The 18,771-nt window shown below is 67.1% G+C and carries 15 protein-coding genes and 1 tRNA gene; 5 read left to right on the top strand and 11 right to left on the bottom strand.

The features are described 5' to 3' along the window. Window positions 1–12: 12 nt before the first annotated feature. The 5 genes from LSI54_RS00175 to LSI54_RS00155 all read right to left on the bottom strand — a co-directional run bounded on the left by LSI54_RS00175 (window position 13) and on the right by LSI54_RS00155 (window position 8,119). Window positions 13–2,268 carry an MMPL family transporter gene (locus LSI54_RS00175; protein ID WP_241470314.1) on the bottom strand — a complete coding sequence of 752 codons (2,256 nt, stop codon included), beginning with the start codon at window positions 2,266–2,268 and terminating at the stop codon, window positions 13–15. Between the two features lie 348 nt (window positions 2,269–2,616). Then, window positions 2,617–6,063 carry a pyruvate carboxylase gene (locus tag LSI54_RS00170; RefSeq protein ID WP_241477483.1) on the bottom strand — a complete coding sequence of 1,149 codons (3,447 nt, stop codon included), beginning with the start codon at window positions 6,061–6,063 and terminating at the stop codon, window positions 2,617–2,619. A gap of 119 nt (window positions 6,064–6,182) precedes the next feature. Next, window positions 6,183–6,500, bottom strand: coding sequence for a P-II family nitrogen regulator (locus LSI54_RS00165; protein ID WP_241463596.1), 318 nt, complete (start codon window positions 6,498–6,500; stop codon window positions 6,183–6,185). Then, window positions 6,500–8,002 carry a DUF1538 family protein gene (locus LSI54_RS00160; RefSeq protein WP_241477482.1) on the bottom strand — a complete coding sequence of 501 codons (1,503 nt, stop codon included), beginning with the start codon at window positions 8,000–8,002 and terminating at the stop codon, window positions 6,500–6,502. Before LSI54_RS00160 ends, LSI54_RS00165 begins: the two co-directional genes overlap by 1 nt. A 44-nt stretch (window positions 8,003–8,046) precedes the next feature. After that, window positions 8,047–8,119: transfer RNA gene (locus LSI54_RS00155), tRNA-Ala, on the bottom strand. Between the two features lie 217 nt (window positions 8,120–8,336). Here LSI54_RS00155 and LSI54_RS00150 point away from each other — a divergent pair. The 3 genes from LSI54_RS00150 (at window position 8,337) to LSI54_RS00140 (ending at window position 11,700) form a co-directional block, all read left to right on the top strand. Further along, entirely contained in the window at window positions 8,337–9,125 is a 789-nt protein-coding gene (locus LSI54_RS00150) for a PTS sugar transporter subunit IIA (protein WP_241477481.1), read from the top strand. 9 nt (window positions 9,126–9,134) lie between these two features. Next, entirely contained in the window at window positions 9,135–10,670 is a 1,536-nt protein-coding gene (locus tag LSI54_RS00145; protein WP_241476712.1) for a PTS ascorbate transporter subunit IIC, read from the top strand. 148 nt (window positions 10,671–10,818) lie between these two features. Continuing rightward, complete coding sequence (locus tag LSI54_RS00140; RefSeq protein WP_241477480.1) at window positions 10,819–11,700, top strand: hypothetical protein; 882 nt, start codon at window positions 10,819–10,821, stop codon at window positions 11,698–11,700. Window positions 11,701–11,736: 36 nt separating this feature from the next. Here the strand turns inward: LSI54_RS00140 and LSI54_RS00135 are convergent, their stop codons facing one another. Then, window positions 11,737–12,366: a TrmH family RNA methyltransferase gene (locus LSI54_RS00135; protein ID WP_241477479.1), complete on the bottom strand. Its 630-nt coding sequence runs from the start codon at window positions 12,364–12,366 to the stop codon at window positions 11,737–11,739. Between the two features lie 106 nt (window positions 12,367–12,472). Next, window positions 12,473–13,144, bottom strand: coding sequence for an O-methyltransferase (locus tag LSI54_RS00130; protein WP_241477478.1), 672 nt, complete (start codon window positions 13,142–13,144; stop codon window positions 12,473–12,475). Between the two features lie 85 nt (window positions 13,145–13,229). On the opposite strand from LSI54_RS00130, the gene LSI54_RS00125 reads away from it, so the two are divergent. Further along, window positions 13,230–13,769, top strand: a complete 540-nt coding sequence (locus tag LSI54_RS00125; protein WP_241476711.1) for a GNAT family N-acetyltransferase — start codon at window positions 13,230–13,232, stop codon at window positions 13,767–13,769. 43 nt (window positions 13,770–13,812) lie between these two features. Here LSI54_RS00125 and LSI54_RS00120 read toward each other — a convergent pair whose 3' ends face one another. From LSI54_RS00120 to LSI54_RS00105, 4 genes are all read right to left on the bottom strand, one after another. After that, window positions 13,813–14,742: an endonuclease domain-containing protein gene (locus LSI54_RS00120; RefSeq protein ID WP_241477477.1), complete on the bottom strand. Its 930-nt coding sequence runs from the start codon at window positions 14,740–14,742 to the stop codon at window positions 13,813–13,815. 172 nt (window positions 14,743–14,914) lie between these two features. Beyond that, entirely contained in the window at window positions 14,915–16,174 is a 1,260-nt protein-coding gene (locus tag LSI54_RS00115; protein WP_241477476.1) for an MFS transporter, read from the bottom strand. Between the two features lie 43 nt (window positions 16,175–16,217). Beyond that, on the bottom strand, window positions 16,218–16,811 hold the full coding sequence (pyrE, locus tag LSI54_RS00110; RefSeq protein WP_241463586.1) for an orotate phosphoribosyltransferase: 594 nt from the start codon (window positions 16,809–16,811) through the stop codon (window positions 16,218–16,220). A gap of 13 nt (window positions 16,812–16,824) precedes the next feature. Further along, window positions 16,825–17,616, bottom strand: a complete 792-nt coding sequence (locus LSI54_RS00105; protein ID WP_241477475.1) for a potassium channel family protein — start codon at window positions 17,614–17,616, stop codon at window positions 16,825–16,827. 288 nt (window positions 17,617–17,904) lie between these two features. Between LSI54_RS00105 and nadE the strand changes: the two genes are divergently transcribed. Further along, complete coding sequence (gene nadE / locus LSI54_RS00100) at window positions 17,905–18,732, top strand: ammonia-dependent NAD(+) synthetase (RefSeq protein WP_241463584.1); 828 nt, start codon at window positions 17,905–17,907, stop codon at window positions 18,730–18,732. The last annotated feature ends 39 nt before the right edge of the window (window positions 18,733–18,771 follow it).

Raw genomic sequence — 18,771 nt, 5'->3', positions numbered from 1 at the left:
GCTGCCGTCATCCTATCGGGGTTGAGCCGCCAGAGCCGAGGAATCTTTCGCTCGATCTGCAGAATCTTCAGGTCCCGACGTGGTCACAGGGTCGTTGCTCCAGCGGTCGCCTCTGCCGATCTTCGAGGGCCACCAGAACCGGTGACCGAGGTCCACGCCGATCGCCGGGACCTGCAGGGTACGCACGATGAAGGTGTCGATCAGCACGCCCAGGGCGACCAGGAAGGCCAGCTGCACCATGAACATCAGCGGCAGCACGCCCAGGGCGGCGAAGGTCGCGGCCAGCACGATGCCGGCGCTGGTGATGACTCCGCCGGTGATGACCAGTGAGTAGAGCAGCCCCTCCTTCGGCCCGCGGCGGATGGTCTCCTCCCGGGCTCGGGTGGCCAGGAAGATGTTGTAGTCCACCCCCAGGGCGGTGAGGAAGACGAAGCCGAACAGCGGCACCGTCGGGTCGGCTCCTGGGAACCCGAAGATGTAGTTGAACACCAGCGCGGAGATGCCCAGTGCTGCGGTGTAGGAGAGCACCGTGGTGACCAGCAGGATCAGCGGGGCAGTCACCGAGCGCAGCAGCACGATCAGGAAGGCCAGGATGACCAGCAGCACGATCGGGATGATCGTGATCAGGTCACGCTGGGCGGTCTCGTTGGTGTCCAGCTGGGTGGCGGTGGTGCCGCCGACCAGCGCTTCGCCGTCGAGCGCGTTGAGCTCCTCGCGGAGCTCCCCGATGGTGCGCTCAGCCTCGAGGGAGTCCCCGGAGTCGGTCAGCGTGACCGAGAGCTGGTTGTAGCCGTCGACCTCATTGGCATCCTCAGGACCCTGGGCCGGTGCGCCGTTCTCGGCCACCGCGTAGACCTCGCCTACGCCGTCGCGGGCATCGACGATCTCGAGTGCCGCGGCAAGCTCATCCGCAGGCACGAAGACGTTCGCGGGGGCGCCGGTGCCGGCATCGAAATGCTCCTCGAGCATCGCCTGGCCATCTTTGGCGTCGGTCTGGCCCAGCACCTGTTCCGACTGCGGGACGCCCTCGGCGCGCAGATCCAGCACGCCCACCGAGGCGATGAGCAGCAGGCCGGTGACCACGAGCCAGATGAACCGGGGACGGGCGCGGACCTTCTCCGCGACCACGGCCCAGAGGGTCCGACGCCGCGAGGTGTGCTTCGTGCGGCGCGTCTCCAGGTCTGGGTTCGCGGCCAGGGCCTCCTCCACGGCGGGCTTGGGCGCATGCGGGACCTTGGGCCAGAAGACCGGGCGGCCGAAGAGCGCGAGCATCGCGGGCAGGAAGGTCAGCGTGGCGAGCATCGCGAAGACGATGCCGGTGCTGGCCACGGGGCCCAGTGCCCGGTTGGAGTTCAGATCGGAGAAGAGCAGGCAGAGCAGCGCGGCGGCCACGGTGCCGCCGGAGGCGAGGATCGCAGGGGTGGAGCGGCGCCAGGCTTCCCAGAGCGCATCGAAGCGGTTCTCTCGGGCGAGCAGCTCTTCGCGGTAGCGGGCGACCAGCAGCAGCGAGTAGTCGGTGGCGGCGCCGATGACCAGGATCGAGAGGATGCCCTGGGCCTGGCCGTTGAGCGTGATCCACTCCCACTTGGCCATCTGGAAGATCACGGTGATGGCGCTGGAGAGCGCGGCGATGGAGGAGAGCAGCACCAGGAAGGGCAGCAGCACCGAGCGGTAGACCACCACCAGGATGACGAAGACCGTGATCACGGCGACCAGCAGGAGCAGCCCGTCGATCCCGGCGAAGGCGTTGGCGAAGTCATCGGAGAGCGCCGCCGGTCCGGTGACGTGGGTGGTCCACTCATCTTCCGTGAGCTCGGAATCGACGAGGTTGCGCAGCTCTTCGACAGCACCGTCCTCGACCGCGGCCTCTTCCATGAGGACCAGCACCTGGAAGGCCTCCCCATCTTGGGAGACCTGCGGGGGCAGGGAGCGGTCGACGCCGCCGAGCTCGTTGATCTCACCCACCAGAGCCTCCAGGGAGACGAGCGCCTGCTCATCGACCTCACCGCCGGCGGGTTCACCGATGAGGGTCGCCGGGACGGAGTCATCGTCGGAGAAGCCCTGGCTGAGTTCGAGCGCCTCGGTGGACTCCGCGTCGGCGGGAAGGAAGGTGGTCTGATCATTGGTGGTGACCTCGCTGACCTTCCCGAAGGTCTGACCGCCCACGGCGGTCACCCCGAGCCAGACCAGCACCAGAATCGCGGGGATCAGGATCCGGATCCAGCCGGGCTGGGTGCGGCTGCGCCCCTGCTGAGTCTTGTTCTTCACGTCTTCTCGCTATCGTTCCCGCCGTACCTAGACGCCGCGCCGCGCCACATGGCACGAAACGCTGCACCGTTCGGGCATAACCTCGGCCTTCACCGGCAGGTGTTGATCCCTGCGTCGAAGACATCTGACGAAGACACTGTACTGCGCTCGAGTATTTCTAATTTGTAGCAGATTCCCAGGCTTGGGTGGACGTGCGAGATGCGACTGTCGACTCCCCCACATCTCGGCTCGCTTCGCGCGGGACGCGGAGACGCGGCACGCGCAGCGTCACCTGTAGGCCCGGAGGTGGCTCAGGTGACGCTGCGCGGTCGGCGGCGTCGAACAGAGGGTGAGGTGCTCGCGTGCTGACTATTCGACGACGACGAGCAGATCTCCGCCGTCGACCTGCTGCACCCCGCTGATCACCGCTCGGGTCACGGTGCCCGCCACCTGGGTGGTGATCCCAGCTTCCATCTTCATCGCCTCGATGGTGGCCACGTTCTGTCCGGCCTCCACGGTGTCACCCTCCTCGACCGTGAGCGTGACCGCTCCGGCGAAGGGTGCGGCGACATGGCCCGACTTGGAGGCGTCGGCCTTCTCGGCGACCGCCACGGTGGCTTCCACGGAGTCATCCCGGGCGCCGACCTGGCGGGCCTGCCCGTTGAGCGTGCACATGACGGTCCGCACACCTTTGGGGTCAGGGTCGGAGACGGTCTGCAGCGTGACCAGCAGCCGCACACCTCTGCCCAGCGAGATGACGTGTTCGTAGCCGGTGCGCATTCCGTAGAGGAAGTCTCGGGTGTGCAGGACTTGGACGTCGCCGTACTTGTCCCGGGCGGCCTCGAAGTCCTTGGTCGGGCCGGGGAAGAGCAGCCGGTTCAGCGTGCGACGCCGGACGGCGGCGTCGTCGGAGCGCAACGCTGCGGAGTCCTCCTCGGTGAGATCCTGATCCAGCGGCTTGATCGTGCGACCCTCCAGCGCCTTTGAGCGGAACGGCTCGGGCCACCCGCCTGGCGGGTCTCCGAGCTGTCCGGCGAGGAACTGGATCACCGAATCGGGCAGGTCGAAGCTCTGCGGGTTCGCCTCGAACTCCTTGGGGTCGACGTCCATGCCGACCAGCTGCAGCGCCAGATCCCCGACCACCTTCGAAGACGGGGTGACCTTCACCAGCCGGCCCAGCATGGTGTCGGCGGCGTGGTACATGTCCTCGATGTTCTCGAACCGCTCCCCCAGGCCCAGCGCGATGGCCTGCTGGCGCAGGTTCGAGAGCTGACCACCCGGGATCTCGTGCCGGTAGACCCGGCCGGTGGGGCTGGTCAGCCCTGATTCGAAGGGCGTGTAGATCGAGCGCACGGCCTCCCAGTAGGGCTCCATGGAGGCCACGGCCTCCAGGCCCAGCCCGGTGTCGCGCTCGGTGTGCTCCAGGGCTGCCACGAGCGCCGAGGCCGGAGGCTGCGAGGTGGTCGCCGCCATCGAGGCCACCGCGACGTCGACGGCGTCGACCCCGGCCTCGGCGGCGGCCAGCAGGGTGGCCAGCTGTCCGCCGGCGGTGTCGTGGGTGTGCAGGTGCACGGGCAGGTCGAAGCGTTCCCGCAGGGCGGTGACCAGGGTCTTCGCCGCGGAAGGGCGCAGGAGCCCGGCCATGTCCTTGATTGCGAGGATGTGCGCGCCGGCGTCGACCATCTGCTCAGCCAGGCCGAGGTAATAGTCCAGGGTGTAGAGGTCCTCATCCGGGTCGGAGAGGTTGCCGGTGTAGCAGATGGCGGCCTCGGCCACGGCTGTACCGGTCTTGCGGACCGCCTCGATGGCCGGGACGATCTGGTTCACGTCGTTGAGCGCGTCGAAGATCCGGAAGATGTCGACCCCGGTGGCGGCGGCCTCGGCCACGAAGGCGTCGGTGACCTCCAGCGGGTAGGGGGTGTAGCCCACAGTGTTGCGGCCGCGCAGCAGCATCTGGATCGGGATGTTCGGCAGCTCAGCGCGCAGCAGGCGCAGCCGGTCCCAGGGGTCCTCGGAGAGGAAGCGCAGCGCGACGTCGTAGGTCGCCCCGCCCCAGGCCTCGACCGAGAGCAGACCGGGGGTCACATGCGCGACGGCGGGCGCGGCGGCGAGCAGGTCGCGGGTGCGCACGCGGGTGGCGAGCAGCGACTGGTGGGCGTCACGGAACGTGGTGTCGGTGACGGCCAGCGCGGTCTGTTCGCGGAGCTTCCGGGCGAAGCCCTCGGGGCCCTCGCTGATGAGGACCTGGCGCCAACCGTCGGGCTTGGGGTGGTCCGAGGGGCCGTCGAAGGGACTGCGGTCCGGCTCGTCGCGCTTGTCGCCGGGGAAGTGCGGGAGCTTGTCGCGCGGGTCGATGCCTTCGACCCGGGGGCCGTAGGGCTGGTTCACGGTGACGTCGGCCAGGTACTGCAGGGCCTTGGAGCCGCGGTCCTGGGAGCGGTTGATCTTGGCCAGCTCGGGGTGGGCGTCGATGAAGTCGGTGGCCACGTCCCCTGCGAGGAACTCCGGCGAATCCAGCACGTTGAGCAGGAACGGAATGTTGGTGGCGACCCCGCGGATCCGGAATTCCGAGAGCGCGCGACGGGCGCGGGCGATGGCGGTCTGGTGGTTGCGGCCGCGGGCGGTGAGCTTGACCAGCATCGAGTCGAAGTGCGGGCTGATCTCGGCGCCGGCGTAGACGGTGCCGCCGTCGAGCCGGATGCCGGAGCCGCCGGCGGAGCGGTAGACGGTGACCGTGCCGATGTCCGGGCGGAACTCGTTGGCCGGGTCCTCGGTGGTGATCCGGCACTGCATGGCGGAGCCGCGCACGCGCAGGTCCTCCTGCCGGATGTCGAGGTCTTCGAGGGTCTCCCCTGCGGCGATGCGCATCTGGGCGGAGACCAGGTCGATGTCGGTGATCTCTTCGGTGACGGTGTGCTCCACCTGGATGCGCGGGTTCATCTCGATGAACACGTGCTGCCCGGCGCGCTCACCGACGGTGTCCACGAGGAACTCCACCGTGCCGGCGTTGCGGTAGTTCATGGCCTTGGCGAACGCGACGGCGTCGCGGTGCAGCGCCTGGCGGATGTCCTCGTCCAGGTGCGGTGCCGGGGCGATCTCCACGACCTTCTGGTAGCGGCGCTGCAGCGAGCAGTCGCGCTCGAAGAGGTGGACCACGTTGCCTTCGCCGTCGGCCAGGATCTGGACCTCGATGTGGCGGGGACGCAGGACAGCCTGTTCGAGGAAGACGGTGGGGTTGCCGAAGGCGGTCTCGGCCTCGTGCATGGCCGAGCGCAGCGATTCGGCGAGGTCTTCACGCTTGTCCACCCGGCGCATGCCGCGTCCGCCGCCGCCGGCGACGGCCTTGACGAAGATCGGGAAGCCGATCTCCTCGGCGGCCTTGATGAGCTCTTCGGTGTCCTTGGAGGGCTCGGAGCTCTGCAGCACCGGGACTCCGGCCTTCTTCGCGGCACGCAGGGCCTTGACCTTGTCTCCGGTGGATTCCAGGACGTCGGCAGGCGGACCGATGAAGGTGATGCCCGCCTCGTCACAGGCTCGGGCCAGGTCAGGGTTCTCGGAGAGGAAGCCGTAGCCGGGGTAGATGGCATCCACGCTGGCGTCCTTGGCGACGCGGATGATCTCTTCGATGTTCAGGTAGGCGCGGACGGCGTGGCCCTCTTCGCCGATCCGGTAGGCCTCGTCGGCCTTCTGCCGGTGGAAGGAGTTGCGGTCCTCATGCGGATACACGGCGACGGTGCGCGCGCCGAGTTCGACGCCGGCGCGGAACGCGCGGATGGCGATCTCCCCGCGGTTGGCGACCAGGATCTTCGAGAACATAACTGCGGTCTCCCTCACTTCGTGGCGCCGCCACCTCATTGTGGCGGCGTTGGAGCGATCCTACCGGGCTGGGGGTTCGAGGAGGAGGGTCTCCCTCAGTCGCGCGGGTCTCCCCGTGTTCACTCGTGGTGTGAGAGGCCCGGCACCGAGATCTGATCCACCGGGACCGAGAAGCAGATGCCGTGAGACTCCCCGCGCTTGAAGAGGACCTGATGCAGGGAGTCCGTGATGGGCTGCACCTTTTCCTCCTGCACGACCATCATGAGCACCGACTGCGCGCCCGTGAAGCGGACCCCGAAGAACGTCTTGTGCGGATGAGCGCCCACGCCTCGGGCCGACAGTGCTGTCACGCCGGTCGCTCCGGCGTCCTCGACCAACGAGATGGCTCTCTCCTCCTGATCGTCCGGGATCACGACGAAGACGACTCGGTGCGGCATCAGGTCTCCTTGGGGGCGGTCGATGAAGATCTTCGAGCTTGCGCCGTGGCGGCGAATCTCACGACGCAAGCATAGGCGAGGACCGCGATGACCGGACCGACCGAGGCGAACGCGATGAGCCCGAAACCGTCCATGAGCATGTCCCTGCCGGGCGTCGCCGTAGCCAGGCCGATTCCCAGAGCGGTGATCAGCGGGACGGTGATCTCGCTGGTGGTGACTCCACCGAGGTCGAAGGAGAGCGGAACCAGGTCCTTCGGCGCCAGCAGCAGCAGGAGCAGCGCGAGCAGGTACAGCCCGATGATGATCGCCACGAATGACCCCCCGGTCAAGATCCGCAGCACGCCTACTCCGATGCCCACCGCGACGCCGCAGGCCACCAGGATCCTGAGCGTGTTCGCGCTCAGACGCTTCTCGGAGATCTCCTGCGCCTCCTCGCTGATGGCCATCAGCGCAGGCTCTGCCATGGTCGTGGCGAACCCGATCAGCACGCCGAAGGCGACGATGAGCAGGACCTGGTCCGTCTCGATGAGCTGCTCCGCCATCCGACTGCCCATCGGCAGGAGTCCGATCTGCAGCCCCACGATGAACCCGTAGAGGCCGAGGACGACCATCGCGAAGCCGACAGTGACCCCGATGGGATTGCCGAGTCTCCTTCGCAGCACGACGAACTGGAAGAACAGCACCACGGCGATCACCGGAAGCACGTCGCGAACAACGGTCATCAGGCCCACCAGCAGATCCAGCCACCATGCCGCTTCATCCGCTGAGTCAGTCGAGACGACGGCCGCGGCATCTCCGAACTGATAGACCACGATCCCGTAGAGCTGGACGCTGATCATCGGAACCATCACGCACAGGGCCACGAGACCGAATCCGTCTCCGAGGCGACTCCTGCCGGTGATAGAGGCAGCCATCCCGATGCCGATCGCCGCGATGAGCGGGACCGTGACGATGTTCGTGGTGACCCCACCGGAGTCGTAGGCCAGGCTGGCGACCTCCTCCGGTGAGATCAGGGTCAGCCCGATGACGACGGTGTAGCCGATGAGCAGGACTCTGTGCAGGGCCCAGCCCAGGAACACGCGCAGCGCGCCGATCACCATCACAAGCCCCACGCTCAGCGCGATCACGAATCGCAGAGTCATGCTGTTGATCCGGCCCTCGCTGACCAGCTCCGCCTGATCTGCGACCGAGATCAGCGCCGGCTCGGCAATGACCGCTGCGAACCCGATGAAGAAGCAGAAGGGAAGAAGCTTCCACAACGACGCCGTCTTCACCAGCTTGTTGGTGATCGACTTCCCGACCGGAAAGACGCTGCGCTCCAGTCCCTCGAGGAAGAGCGCGATCCCCGCGGCGACGATCAACAGCCCGATGAGGATGGAGCCGGCCCCCTCCGGGACCTGTCGGAAGACCGCGGCCTGGAAGAGGACGACGACCAGAAGGATGGGCAGAAGTGCCCTGAGCGCGTGGATGAACCGTCGTCGCAGCGAACCCAGCAGCTTCACATCAGATCCCTCCCGTGCAGCTGCTGCACCTCGACGTCGAAGAGTGGAGCTAAGGGGAGTCGAACCCCTGACCTCGTCGATGCGAACGACGCGCTCTACCAGCTGAGCTATAGCCCCGCGCCCTGCCGCCGTGCTGCAGACCAGACTTCTCCGGCCATCTGGACCCGCGGCGTCGGCCCTCACAGGATAATGGACATGAGACGCCGGCTGCTGAGGCTGCCGCCGCCGATCCCACGCCCTAGGGTCTCCACCCCAGCCCGTGGTAACGTCTCTGACCCTCCGCAGCACTTGCGCCAGCAGCGACACGAGCAGGTCTGAGCAGAACGGATCAACAATGTCCTCATCTCTCCCTGAACTCATCCACCAGGACTCGATTCTGCTGGATGCGGAAGCAGCCGACTGGAAATCCGCCGTGCGCCTAGCAGGTGGCCTCTTGGAACAGGCAGGCGTCGCGTCTGCTCAATACACCGAGGCGATGATCGACAACGTCGTCGACAACGGTCCCTATATCGTGATCGCACCCGGCTTCGCGTTCGCGCATGCCCGCCCCTCCGAGGCTGTCCAGCGCACCGGCATGTCCTGGGTGCGGCTGAAGGAGCCGGTCGACTTCGGAAGTGGGGACAACGACCCGGTCTCCCTGGTCGTGGCACTTGCTGCCGTAGATTCCAAGCACCACACGCATGCCCTGGCCGAGCTCAGTGGCGTCCTGGGCGATGAGGACACCCGGGCCGCGTTGGACGCCGCCCCGTCCCCCGCAGCCATCTCCGCCATCCTTCGAGGAGAAGACGAGTCCCCTACCTCTGCAGGCCCGGCGACCCGGTCGTCGGGCGGGAACGAACAGCACCTGATTCTCACCGTCTGCGGCAACGGCCTCGGGACCTCGTTGTTCTTGAAGAACACTCTCGAAGGTGTTCTGGACACGTGGGGCTGGGGTCGGTACCTCAACGTTGAAGCCACCGACACCATCTCGGCTCGCGGACGGGCTTCAGAGGCGAAGGCGATTCTCACCTCCGGAGAGATCGCCAAGTCCCTCGGCGACGTCGGCATCCCGGTGAAGGTCATCGAGAATTTCACCAGCAAAGACGAGCTCGACGGCGCTTTGCGCGAACTCTACAACGTCTAAGGAACTCACATGGACTGGCTCGTCGCAATAGCCGAATTCCTCGTCAACGAGATCCTCTCCGTCCCGGCGTTCCTGATCGGCATCATCGTCGCCGTGGGACTGATCGCGCTCAAGAAATCCACCGGACAGATCATCGGTGGCGCGATGAAGGCGATACTCGGATTCCTGCTCATCGGTGCGGGAGCCGGGCTCGTCGTCGCATCTCTGGACCCGCTGGGGATCATGATCCAGGGGGCCACCGGCGCCCAGGGCGTCATCCCCACAAACGAAGCGATCGTCGGCATCGCCCAAGAGACCTATGGCGCCCAGGTGGCGTGGCTGATGATCCTGGGATTCGCCATCAGTCTGGTGCTGGCGCGCTTCACCCCGCTGAGCTACGTCTTCCTCACTGGCCACCATATCCTCTTCATGGCGACGCTGCTGACTATCGTGCTGGCCACTGCCGGGTACTCCGGGCCACTCACCGTAGGACTCGGCGGAGCTCTGCTGGGCATCCTGATGGTCTCTCTTCCGGCCTTCTCACAGCCCTTCACCCGCAAGATCACCGGCGATGACAGCATCGCCATGGGGCACTTCGGCACCGCTGGCTACATCGCGGCAGGAACCGTGGGTCGCCTGGTCGGCGGCAAGTCCAGTCGATCCACTGAAGACCTGAAACTGCCTGAAGGCCTGCGGTTCCTCCGAGACTCCATGGTCGCGACTGCACTGTCTATGGTGATCATGTACGTCGTCGTGGCACTGATCTTCTTCGCCCGCGAAGGTGAAGCGGCTTACGAGGCATTCGACGGTGGAGCCGAGAATCTCGGCAACTTCATCATGCTCTCGGTGACGCAGGGGCTGCAGTTCGGCATTGCGGTAGCGGTGATACTTTTCGGTGTCCGCACCATCCTCGGAGAGATCGTCCCCGCGTTCCAGGGCATCGCAGCCAAGATCGTGCCGGGTGCCAAGCCGGCCCTCGATGCTCCAATCGTGTTCCCTTTCGCGCAGAACGCAGTGCTTATCGGTTTCCTCTCGAGCTTCACCGGTGGATTGGTGGGACTCGCGGCGCTGACCCTCTGGCTCAACCCGGCACTCGGACTGGCCCTGATCCTGCCGGGGCTGGTGCCGCACTTCTTCACCGGCGGCGCAGCCGGTGTATACGGCAACGCGACTGGTGGTCGGCGCGGAGCAATCGCAGGAGGCTTTGTCAATGGGCTCCTCATCACGTTCTTGCCCGCACTTCTGCTCCTGGTCCTTGGAGACTTTGGAAGTGCCAACACGACGTTTGGAGATACTGACTTCGGCTGGTTCGGGATTCTAGTCGGCTACGGAGCAGGCATCGGCTCTGTCGCCGGCATCGTGGTCGTCTCGGCCCTGGGCCTGGTGATTCTTGGTGCTGCGATCCTGGTGCAGCGTCGCGTCGTAGACCGGAACTGGGACCCATCGCCCAATCGGCCCGACCAGGGAGAACGGGCCTCGATCGACACTCCCGCAGCAGACGCCCACGGTCAGTATCCGAAGATTGCCCCACCCGAGGGAGCGCCCGCACCGCCTCCGCGAGGGTAGCTCTGCTGCGTGCCGTCCTCTGCAAGGCCAGGAGTCGCTCCAAGAGCGCTCGGCAGAACGAATGCTGCTGCGCCCACCACTCAGCGTCAGAACCGAACTTCCCCGCCACGCCGACCCGCGGAGTCACCGACTACAGGATAATGGACACGTGACTTCCACTGCTGAGGCTGCGGCCTTCAATCCCACCCCGCCCTTCGGTCTGCTGCTCGACGTGGACGGGCCCATCGCCTCTCCGGTCAGCCGCACCGTCGCCATCGAGTCCATCGCCCGGGATCTCACGGCGATGGCCAACCAGGGCATCCCGGTCATCTTCAACACCGGACGATCCGACGACTTCATCGCCCGACAGGTGATCCCACCGATGCGCGCCGCCGGCCTGCTCCCCGACGCCCCGGTCTTCACCATCAGCGAGAAGGGTGCGGTGTGGGCCGAGGTCACCCCTGAGGGTCTCGGCGAGATCCACATCGACGAGGAGCTCAAGCTCACCACCGGCCTCTCCGACGATGTTCGGACCCTGGTCACCGAGCGCTTCAGCGCGCACATGTTCTTCGATGAGACCAAGCGCGCCATGATCTCTGTGGAGCAGTCCACCGAGGTCGAGAACAAGGACTACCTCGAAGCGCAGAAGGAGTTCGACGCCGCGATCCCCGCCCTGCTGAGCAAGCACCAGCTGGAACATGTGCGGATCGACCCGACCATCATCTCCACCGACGTGGAGCACGAACGCGTGGGCAAGGACCTCGGCGCCGAGCGCTCCCTGAATCTGCTCAAGGCCCGCGGCATCACCGCGGAGACCTGGTTCACCATGGGTGACTCCCGCACCGACTACGCCATGGCCACCTGGCTGCACGAGCGCGGCCTGCCCGTCTCCCACGTGGACGTGCGTCCCGAGGACGGGATCCCCGAGACTGCATATGAGGTGCTCACCTCCTCCACCGGCGCGATCCATGACGAAGCGGGTGCTGAGTTCCTCAGCCGCTGGGCCGCAGACCCCGCCACCACCAAGGCCGGCCGCGGTGAGACGTCGTAGGTTCCAGCGGTGAAAGTGATGTCGTTGCGGAGCCGGTCAGCTGTCGAAGCGGTGCTGCCGGATCCAGGCGTGCATCGCGATCCCGGCCGCGGTGCCGGCATTGATCGACCGGGTGGAGCCGAACTGCGCGATGGACAGCGTGTCCAGCGCGGCCTCCCGCACCTCGTCGCTGAGCCCCGGACCCTCCTGGCCGAAGACCAGCACGCACCGCTTGGGCAGCTCATAGGTCTCAATCGGCATCGAGTCCGGGAACAGGTCGACGCCGAGCACCGGCAGTCCCTCCGACTCGGCCCAGGCCACGAAGTCCTCCACCGATGCGTGGTGGCGGACGTGCTGGTAGCGGTCGGTGACCATCGCGCCGCGGCGGTTCCAGCGGCGGCGCCCGATGATGTGGACCTCTTTGGCCATGAACGCGTTGGCGGTGCGCACCACGGTGCCGATGTTGAAATCGTGCTGCCAGTTCTCGATGGCCACGTGAAAGTCGTGCCGGCGGGAATCAAGGTCCGCGACTATCGCCTCATGGGACCAGTAGCGGTACGCGTCGACCACATTGCGGCGGTCGCCCGCGCGCAGCAGCTCCGGGTCGTAGTGCTCACCTGAGGGCCAGGGTCCCTCCCACGGGCCCAGGCCGATCTCACGTTCGGTGGGCTGCCCAGATTCATCCATGGATTCGAGGCTATCCCACCGGTGGGGTGTCAGGATTCGGTGGTCTGCGCGCGGGGGTCCGGGGCTCAACGTGCCGAGCAGAGTGTGCGTGGCGGGGCGTGCAGGATCAGTTCACGCGCGCCAGGAGGAACCCGTCCCAACCCTTGAGCCCCACGGTCTGCAGAGCGGTGGCGCTGAGTCGCTCATCGGCCTGGATCAGCTCCATCAAGGTGCGGATGCCTTGGATGTCCGGGTCGGCGCTGTCCTGCTCGAGCACCGCACCGGAGCGCACCACGTTGTCGATGACGATCACCGTTCCCGGGTGCGACAGCGTCAGCGAAGCTTCAAGGTAGTGCGGGGTGTTCGCCTTGTCGGCGTCGATGAACACCAGGTCGAAGGGGTGGGTTCCCTCATCGATCAGCGCGTGCGCGGATTCCAATGCGGGGCCGATGCGCAGCTGGATGCGCTCTGCGACGCCGGCGGCATGGAAGTTCCGCCGGGCCACCTGCGCTGCCGCCGGGTCGATGTCCAAGGTGACCACGGCGCCGTCGTCGTCCATGGCTCGGGCCATCCAGATGCTGGAATACCCGGCGAGGGTGCCGAACTCCAGGACGCGGGTGGCGCCGGTCATCTGCACCAGCAGCGCGAGGAAGGCGCCCATGTTCGCGGTGACATCGATCCCCGGGGTGGCGGTCTCCGCAGAGCTGAGCCGGGTGTCCGCGAGCGCCTGGTCCTCGTGCACCAGGTGATCGATCAGGTAGGTGTCGACGGCCGCGAAATCATCGTGTGCTGTGACCATGCCAGCACCCTAGGCCGGGAATGGTCTTGGGCACCAGGGGGCGTGTGTCCTGAGGAGGGGCGGGAGCGGGGATTATGCTCCTGCTATGCCTGATGCCGACTCCCTCGCATCCCCCGCCTCCCCGGTGCGGATCCGCGATGCAGAGCTGCCCGATCTGCCCGCGGTGGTGGAGATCCAGACCCACTACGCCCACCACACGGTCACCACCTTCAGCGAGGAGCCGCTGAGCCTGGCGGCTTGGGCTGAGAGCCTGGAGGAGAAGCGCGCGGCGAATCATCCGTTCCTCCTTGCGGAGCAGGACGGGGTCGTTCTCGGGTTCGCCTACGCCGGGCACTGGCGGCGGAAATCCGCCTATCGGTACACCGTGGAGGACACGATCTATCTGCGTCCCGGGGCGGAGGGCCGTGGGGTCGGGCGGGCGCTGCTCACCGAGCTGCTGGCCCGGTGCGAGGCCGCCGGGCACCGGCAGGTGATCGCGGTGCTCACCGACGACGTCTCCACCCGCGCCTCCTACGCGCTGCACCTGAAACTCGGGTTCACCCAGGTGGGGCGGTTGGCCGATGTCGGGGTCAAGCGCGGGCAGACGCTGAGCACCGTGCTGATGCAGCGCTCACTGGGGAGCTAGGTCGGGGGCTGCTGCTGCGGGTGCAGACCCGGCGCGCATCGGCTCAGCCTCCCGCGAGCGCCGCGCGAACCTGCGTCACGGCCCGCTGGAACCCTTCCCGGGAGTCTTCTGCATTGAACCGCAGCACCCGCCAGCCCTCCGTGAGAAAGACGTTGTCGCGTCGCTGATCCGCGCGCTGCTGCTGCGGTGTGAAATGGGTGTCACCCTCGTATTGGATCGCGACCTTCAGGGCCGGGTAGCCCAGATCCGCGCGGGGAGACCAGCGAAATCCCGGCTGCGCGGGTACCTGCAGCTCAGGTTCAGGCAGTCCCGCCCGGATCAGCGCGAGTCGAAGCAGCGTCTCCTGCACGGAATCAGAGCCCACCCGAATCCAGGTCAGGGCCGTGAGGCAGCGTCGTCGTCCCGCTGCTCCAGGGGTTGCCTGGAGGAGGTCTCGCAGTTCATCGATAGTGGTGTGCGGGGTGGTTCGGGCGTCGAACCGCGGGTACGGGTGGCGCACGAGCAGGTCTCCCATGATGATCAGCTCCCGCACGCTGCAGCCCCTGCCGACGTCGAGCCAGGTCCTCGCTGGGGTGCTGAGCCGGAGGCCCTCACGCGTGGTGATGTCCTGGGGCCGCAGCGATACCCGGTGTCCGCAGACACCCCGTCGGCGAGTCCAAAGGCCTGGTTCCAGTGGATGAGAGAGGTGCAGGCGCTGATCCGTCGAGGGCCCGCCGGGAAGCCATAGCCGATGGATCTGTGCGGCGCTCGAGTGGGAGATCCACGCGTCTGGGCGCTCGCGAAGGAGTGCGGCCGCTTTGAGCTGGAGCGTTTCCAGTGGGGTGCGTGCATCTGCGAGCGTCTGCACTGCGTAGACGCCTGCCCCGAGCGCCACCACGTCTTTGCGCCGCAGTCGCTCTCGCGGCACACCCTTGCGCAGGGCCTCGGCCGCGGTGAACGCCCCTCCGGTGAGCTCCTGCGGCAGCGGGTACATGGGGTCAGTGTGCCCAAAGTCCCCGAACAACCCTCTGGTTTTCCACACCGCCACATCTACTGGGCGATTTGAGGGAATTCTGCCTCCGTTTCGGCCCCCATTTCCCCTCATATTGCACAGTAGATGGCGGGCGGGCGGGAGGGGACACGGGTCGAAGAGGGCGATCCGTGATTCAGCCGCGGGACGCCTGCGCGGGGATGCTGGCCGCGATCGCACCCAGGCCGAGCACCGCCAGTCCCGCCAGGACGCCGAACATCGCCTCGTAGCTGCCCAGCCAGTCGGCCAGGATCGCGCCCACGAAGGGCGCGACCGCCACGGCGAGCATCATCGGCCCGTTGAGCACCCCTGAGAGGCGGCCGTAATCCCTGATCCCCCACCGGTCGGTGACCGCGGTGGCCTGAAGCAGCGTGACGATCCCGCGCGCGACGCCGGCCGCCATCGAGATCATGATCAACAGCACCGCGGCGGTGATGTTCCAGGCCAGAGCCGCCGTGGTGAGGGCGAGCAGCGCGTAGATGAGCACGCTGCGCTGCCGCACGCTGGTCCCGCGATCCAGCCGGGCATAGAAGATGCGGCCGATGACCTGCCCCACCCCGCCGAGGCCGAGCACCCAGGCGGCCACCATCGGGGAGACCCCGCGCTCCACCAGCATCGGCACCAGGTTGATCAGCCCGGCATACATCGCCACCGCACCCAGTGCCATCCCGGTCACCAGCAGGATGTAGGGGCGGCTGCGCATGATCGTGGCGGCGTAGTCCCGCGGAGGTGGCTGGGGCGGGAGCTCCGCAGCGGTGGCGCTGACGGGGGCGGCGGCAGCGTCGGCGGCACCCGGGACGACGTCGGCGGACTCACCCGTCTGCTCCTTCGGCCAGGGCCGGCTCAGCACCACCGCGTGCACCGGGACCACCAGCACACCGAGCACCACCGCCAGCACCACGTAGGTCTCTCGCCAGCTCAGCTGGGTGGCCAGCGCCTCCGTGACCGGAGCGAACACCGTGCTCGCCAGGCCGCCGGCGAGGGTGACCATGGTCAGCGCGAAGATCCGCCGCCGTCCGTACCACCGGGTCAGCGCTGCGAAGGCGGGCGGGTAGAGCGTCCCGGACATCGCGACGCCGAGGAGAAGCCAGCCCAGCAGGAACACCCAGTACGACGGCGCAGCGGCCACTGCCAGCAGCCCCGGGACTGCGAGCGCCGCACCCATGGTCATGATCAGCCTGGGACCGCGTCGGTCCAGCACCCGTCCAAGTGGAATCCCGAGCAGTCCAGAGATCACCAGCGCTGCAGAGAAGGCCGCGGTCAGCGCCGTGGCGGACCAGCCGGTGTCAGCAGCGATGCGCGGCTGCAGCACCGGGAACGCGTAGAAGAGCACCCCCCAGGAGGTGATCTGGGTGAGGCACAGCCCGAGGAGGACCGCCCGTTTGGAGGGGTGCACCTGATCAGTGTCGCGGACTGCGCCGGGCCGGGGTCAGCCCGGCTCAGTCCAGTCCGAGGTCGTTCTTGGAGTACGCGAACAGGTAGGGCACGCCGGCCGTGGCTTCGATGTGCTCCTTGGCGCCGGTGTCGCGATCGACGATCACCGCCACCGCCTGCACGATCCCGCCGGCGCCACGCACGGCCTCGACGGCGGTCAGCGCGGAGCCTCCGGTGGTGGAGGTGTCTTCCAGGACGACGACCTTCTTTCCGTCCACGCTGGGGCCCTCGACCTGGCGGCCCATGCCGTGGGACTTCTGCGCCTTGCGCACCACGAAGGCGTCCGTGGCGGTACCGTCCTGCGCGGCAGCGTGCATCACGGCGGTGCCCACCGGGTCCGCGCCCATGGTCAGCCCGCCCGCGGCGACGTAGTCGATGCCAGCTTCGGCGAGAAGCATCCGGATGACCCGCCCGACCAGCGGGGCGGCCTCATGCTGGAGGGTGATCCGACGCAGGTCGATGTAATAATCGGCTTCCTTGCCTGAAGACAGAGTGACCTTGCCGCGCACCACGGCGAGCTCGCTGATGAGTTCTTGGAGGCGCTGGCGATCGGCGGCATGGTCGGCGGGCTGCGGGGTTCCGGCGGCGGTCTCAGTCATGTGACCATCCTAGCTATGGGCCCGGCTGCGGCTCGGCCTCCTTGGGATTCGGTCGAGCCCCGCCGTCCGGTCCGGCCGGGCCGTCCGGTCCGCTCTCCTGGCCGGTGGTGACCTGGCGCTGGGCCTCGGTGATCCGCTCCACGAACCACGAGGCGATCGTGGCGGTGATCGAACCGATGAGCGCGATGCCGGCGATCATGAGACCTATCGCGATGAGCCTCCCCAGACCGGTGACTGGATAGTAGTCGCCGTAGCCGACCGAGCTGATGGTGACGAAGGCCCACCAGAGCGCATCTGAGAAGCTGGTGATGTTGGCGCCCTCGGCGTTCTGCTCCGCATCGAGGACTCCCAGCGCGGCCACCAGCACCAACATCCCCGAGACGCCGGCGACGTAGACCGACACCTTTCCGCGCAGCGCAGAGCCCATCGTCCGATGCATCACCGCGACCACCTTGACCAGACGGAGCAGCTGAAGCGGACGGAGGAAGGGGAGCGCCGCCATCGCGAGTTCATGCAGGTGGGTGACGAACCAGCGTCCTCGATTCCGCACCAGCACCAGGCTGATCACGTAGTGCAGAGCGAAGACGACCCAGACTCCGATGAGGAAGATCGGCGGCCAGGAGACATCGGTGGGCCTGGTGTTCGCGAGCACCAGATAGGCATACACGACGAGGAAGGCCAGCGCCACGATCGCCATCGGCAGCTCCGTGGCCTTGTCCCAGCGTTGATAACGGGCCCCGAAGTCAGCCTTGGACCGCTCCCGTCTTCCCAGGACCACGGGTTCGGATGCCTCTTCTGGTGCCATCAGAGTGTTCCCCCTTCGCCCTGCGGGGTGGTGTCGCCTCAGCGTACCGAGCCGCCCATCTCGACAGCCATGCCTCGCGCACCCGGGAAGGTCCTTCTACGGTCTTCTCGAAGCCGCCAGGCCGGAGGGTCCCGGGCCGGAGGGTTCAGCGCCGGAGGGTTGCGCACGACTCGCTGCCCCGCCGGCCTCCGCCTCGGCGTCGATCTCCTGCTGCGCCTGCGCCCCGGTGCAGCGGACACACAGGCTCCAGTGACCTGACCGAAACCTGCTCCTGAGTAGACTCGGATCATGCGTGAGCTACAGACAGACATTGTGGAAGAGATGGGCGTCAAGCCCGAGATCGATCCCGCAGAGGAGGTCAGCCGGCGCGTGGACTTCCTGGTCGAATACGCCAAGACCGCGAAGGCCAAGGGCTTCGTGCTGGGCATCTCCGGCGGAGTGGACTCCTCGCTGGCGGGCAAGCTCTGCCAGCTCGCGGTGGTGAAGCTGCGCGAGGAAGGCCACGAGGCCGAGTTCCACGCGGTGCGGCTGCCCCACGGTGTTCAGCACGACGCCGACGACGCCGATGCCGCCCTGGACTTCATCGCCCCAGACCAGACACACACCTTCAACATCGAGAAGGCCGTGACCGGAGTGAACGCCGCTTTCGACGAGGCCCTGGGCCGCCCCATGCAGGATTATCACCGCGGCAATGTGAAGGCCCGGCTGCGGATGACCGTGCAGTACGCCATCGGCGGCGAGAACAACCTGCTGGTCGCCGGCACCGATCACGGGTCCGAATCCATCACCGGCTTCTTCACGAAGTACGGCGACGGCGGCGCAGATGTGCTGCCGCTCTTCACCTTGAACAAGCGCCAGGTCCGGCAGCTGCTGAAGCACCTCGGCGCCTCCGAGATGCTCTGGTCCAAGGCGCCTACCGCGGATCTGCTCGATGACAAGCCCGGTCAGCTCGATGAGACCGAGCTCGGGATCAGCTACGACCACATCGATGACTACCTCGAGGGTCGTGCGATCCCGGACAGCGAGGCCGCGGTCCTCGAAGAGCACTACCTGCGCACCCGGCACAAGCGCACCGTCCCGGTGTCCATCCAGGATGACTGGTGGCGCCACGGCTGAGCACCTCGCAGGGAGCATCAGTGCGCCGCTGGTAGTTTT

This window comes from Nesterenkonia sp. AY15 (assembly GCF_022565855.1).
In the GTDB taxonomy this organism is placed as follows: Bacteria; Actinomycetota; Actinomycetes; order Actinomycetales; family Micrococcaceae; genus Nesterenkonia.
The sequence above is the reverse complement of the archived record's forward strand: the minus strand, read 5'-3'. Positions and strand labels throughout refer to the sequence as shown.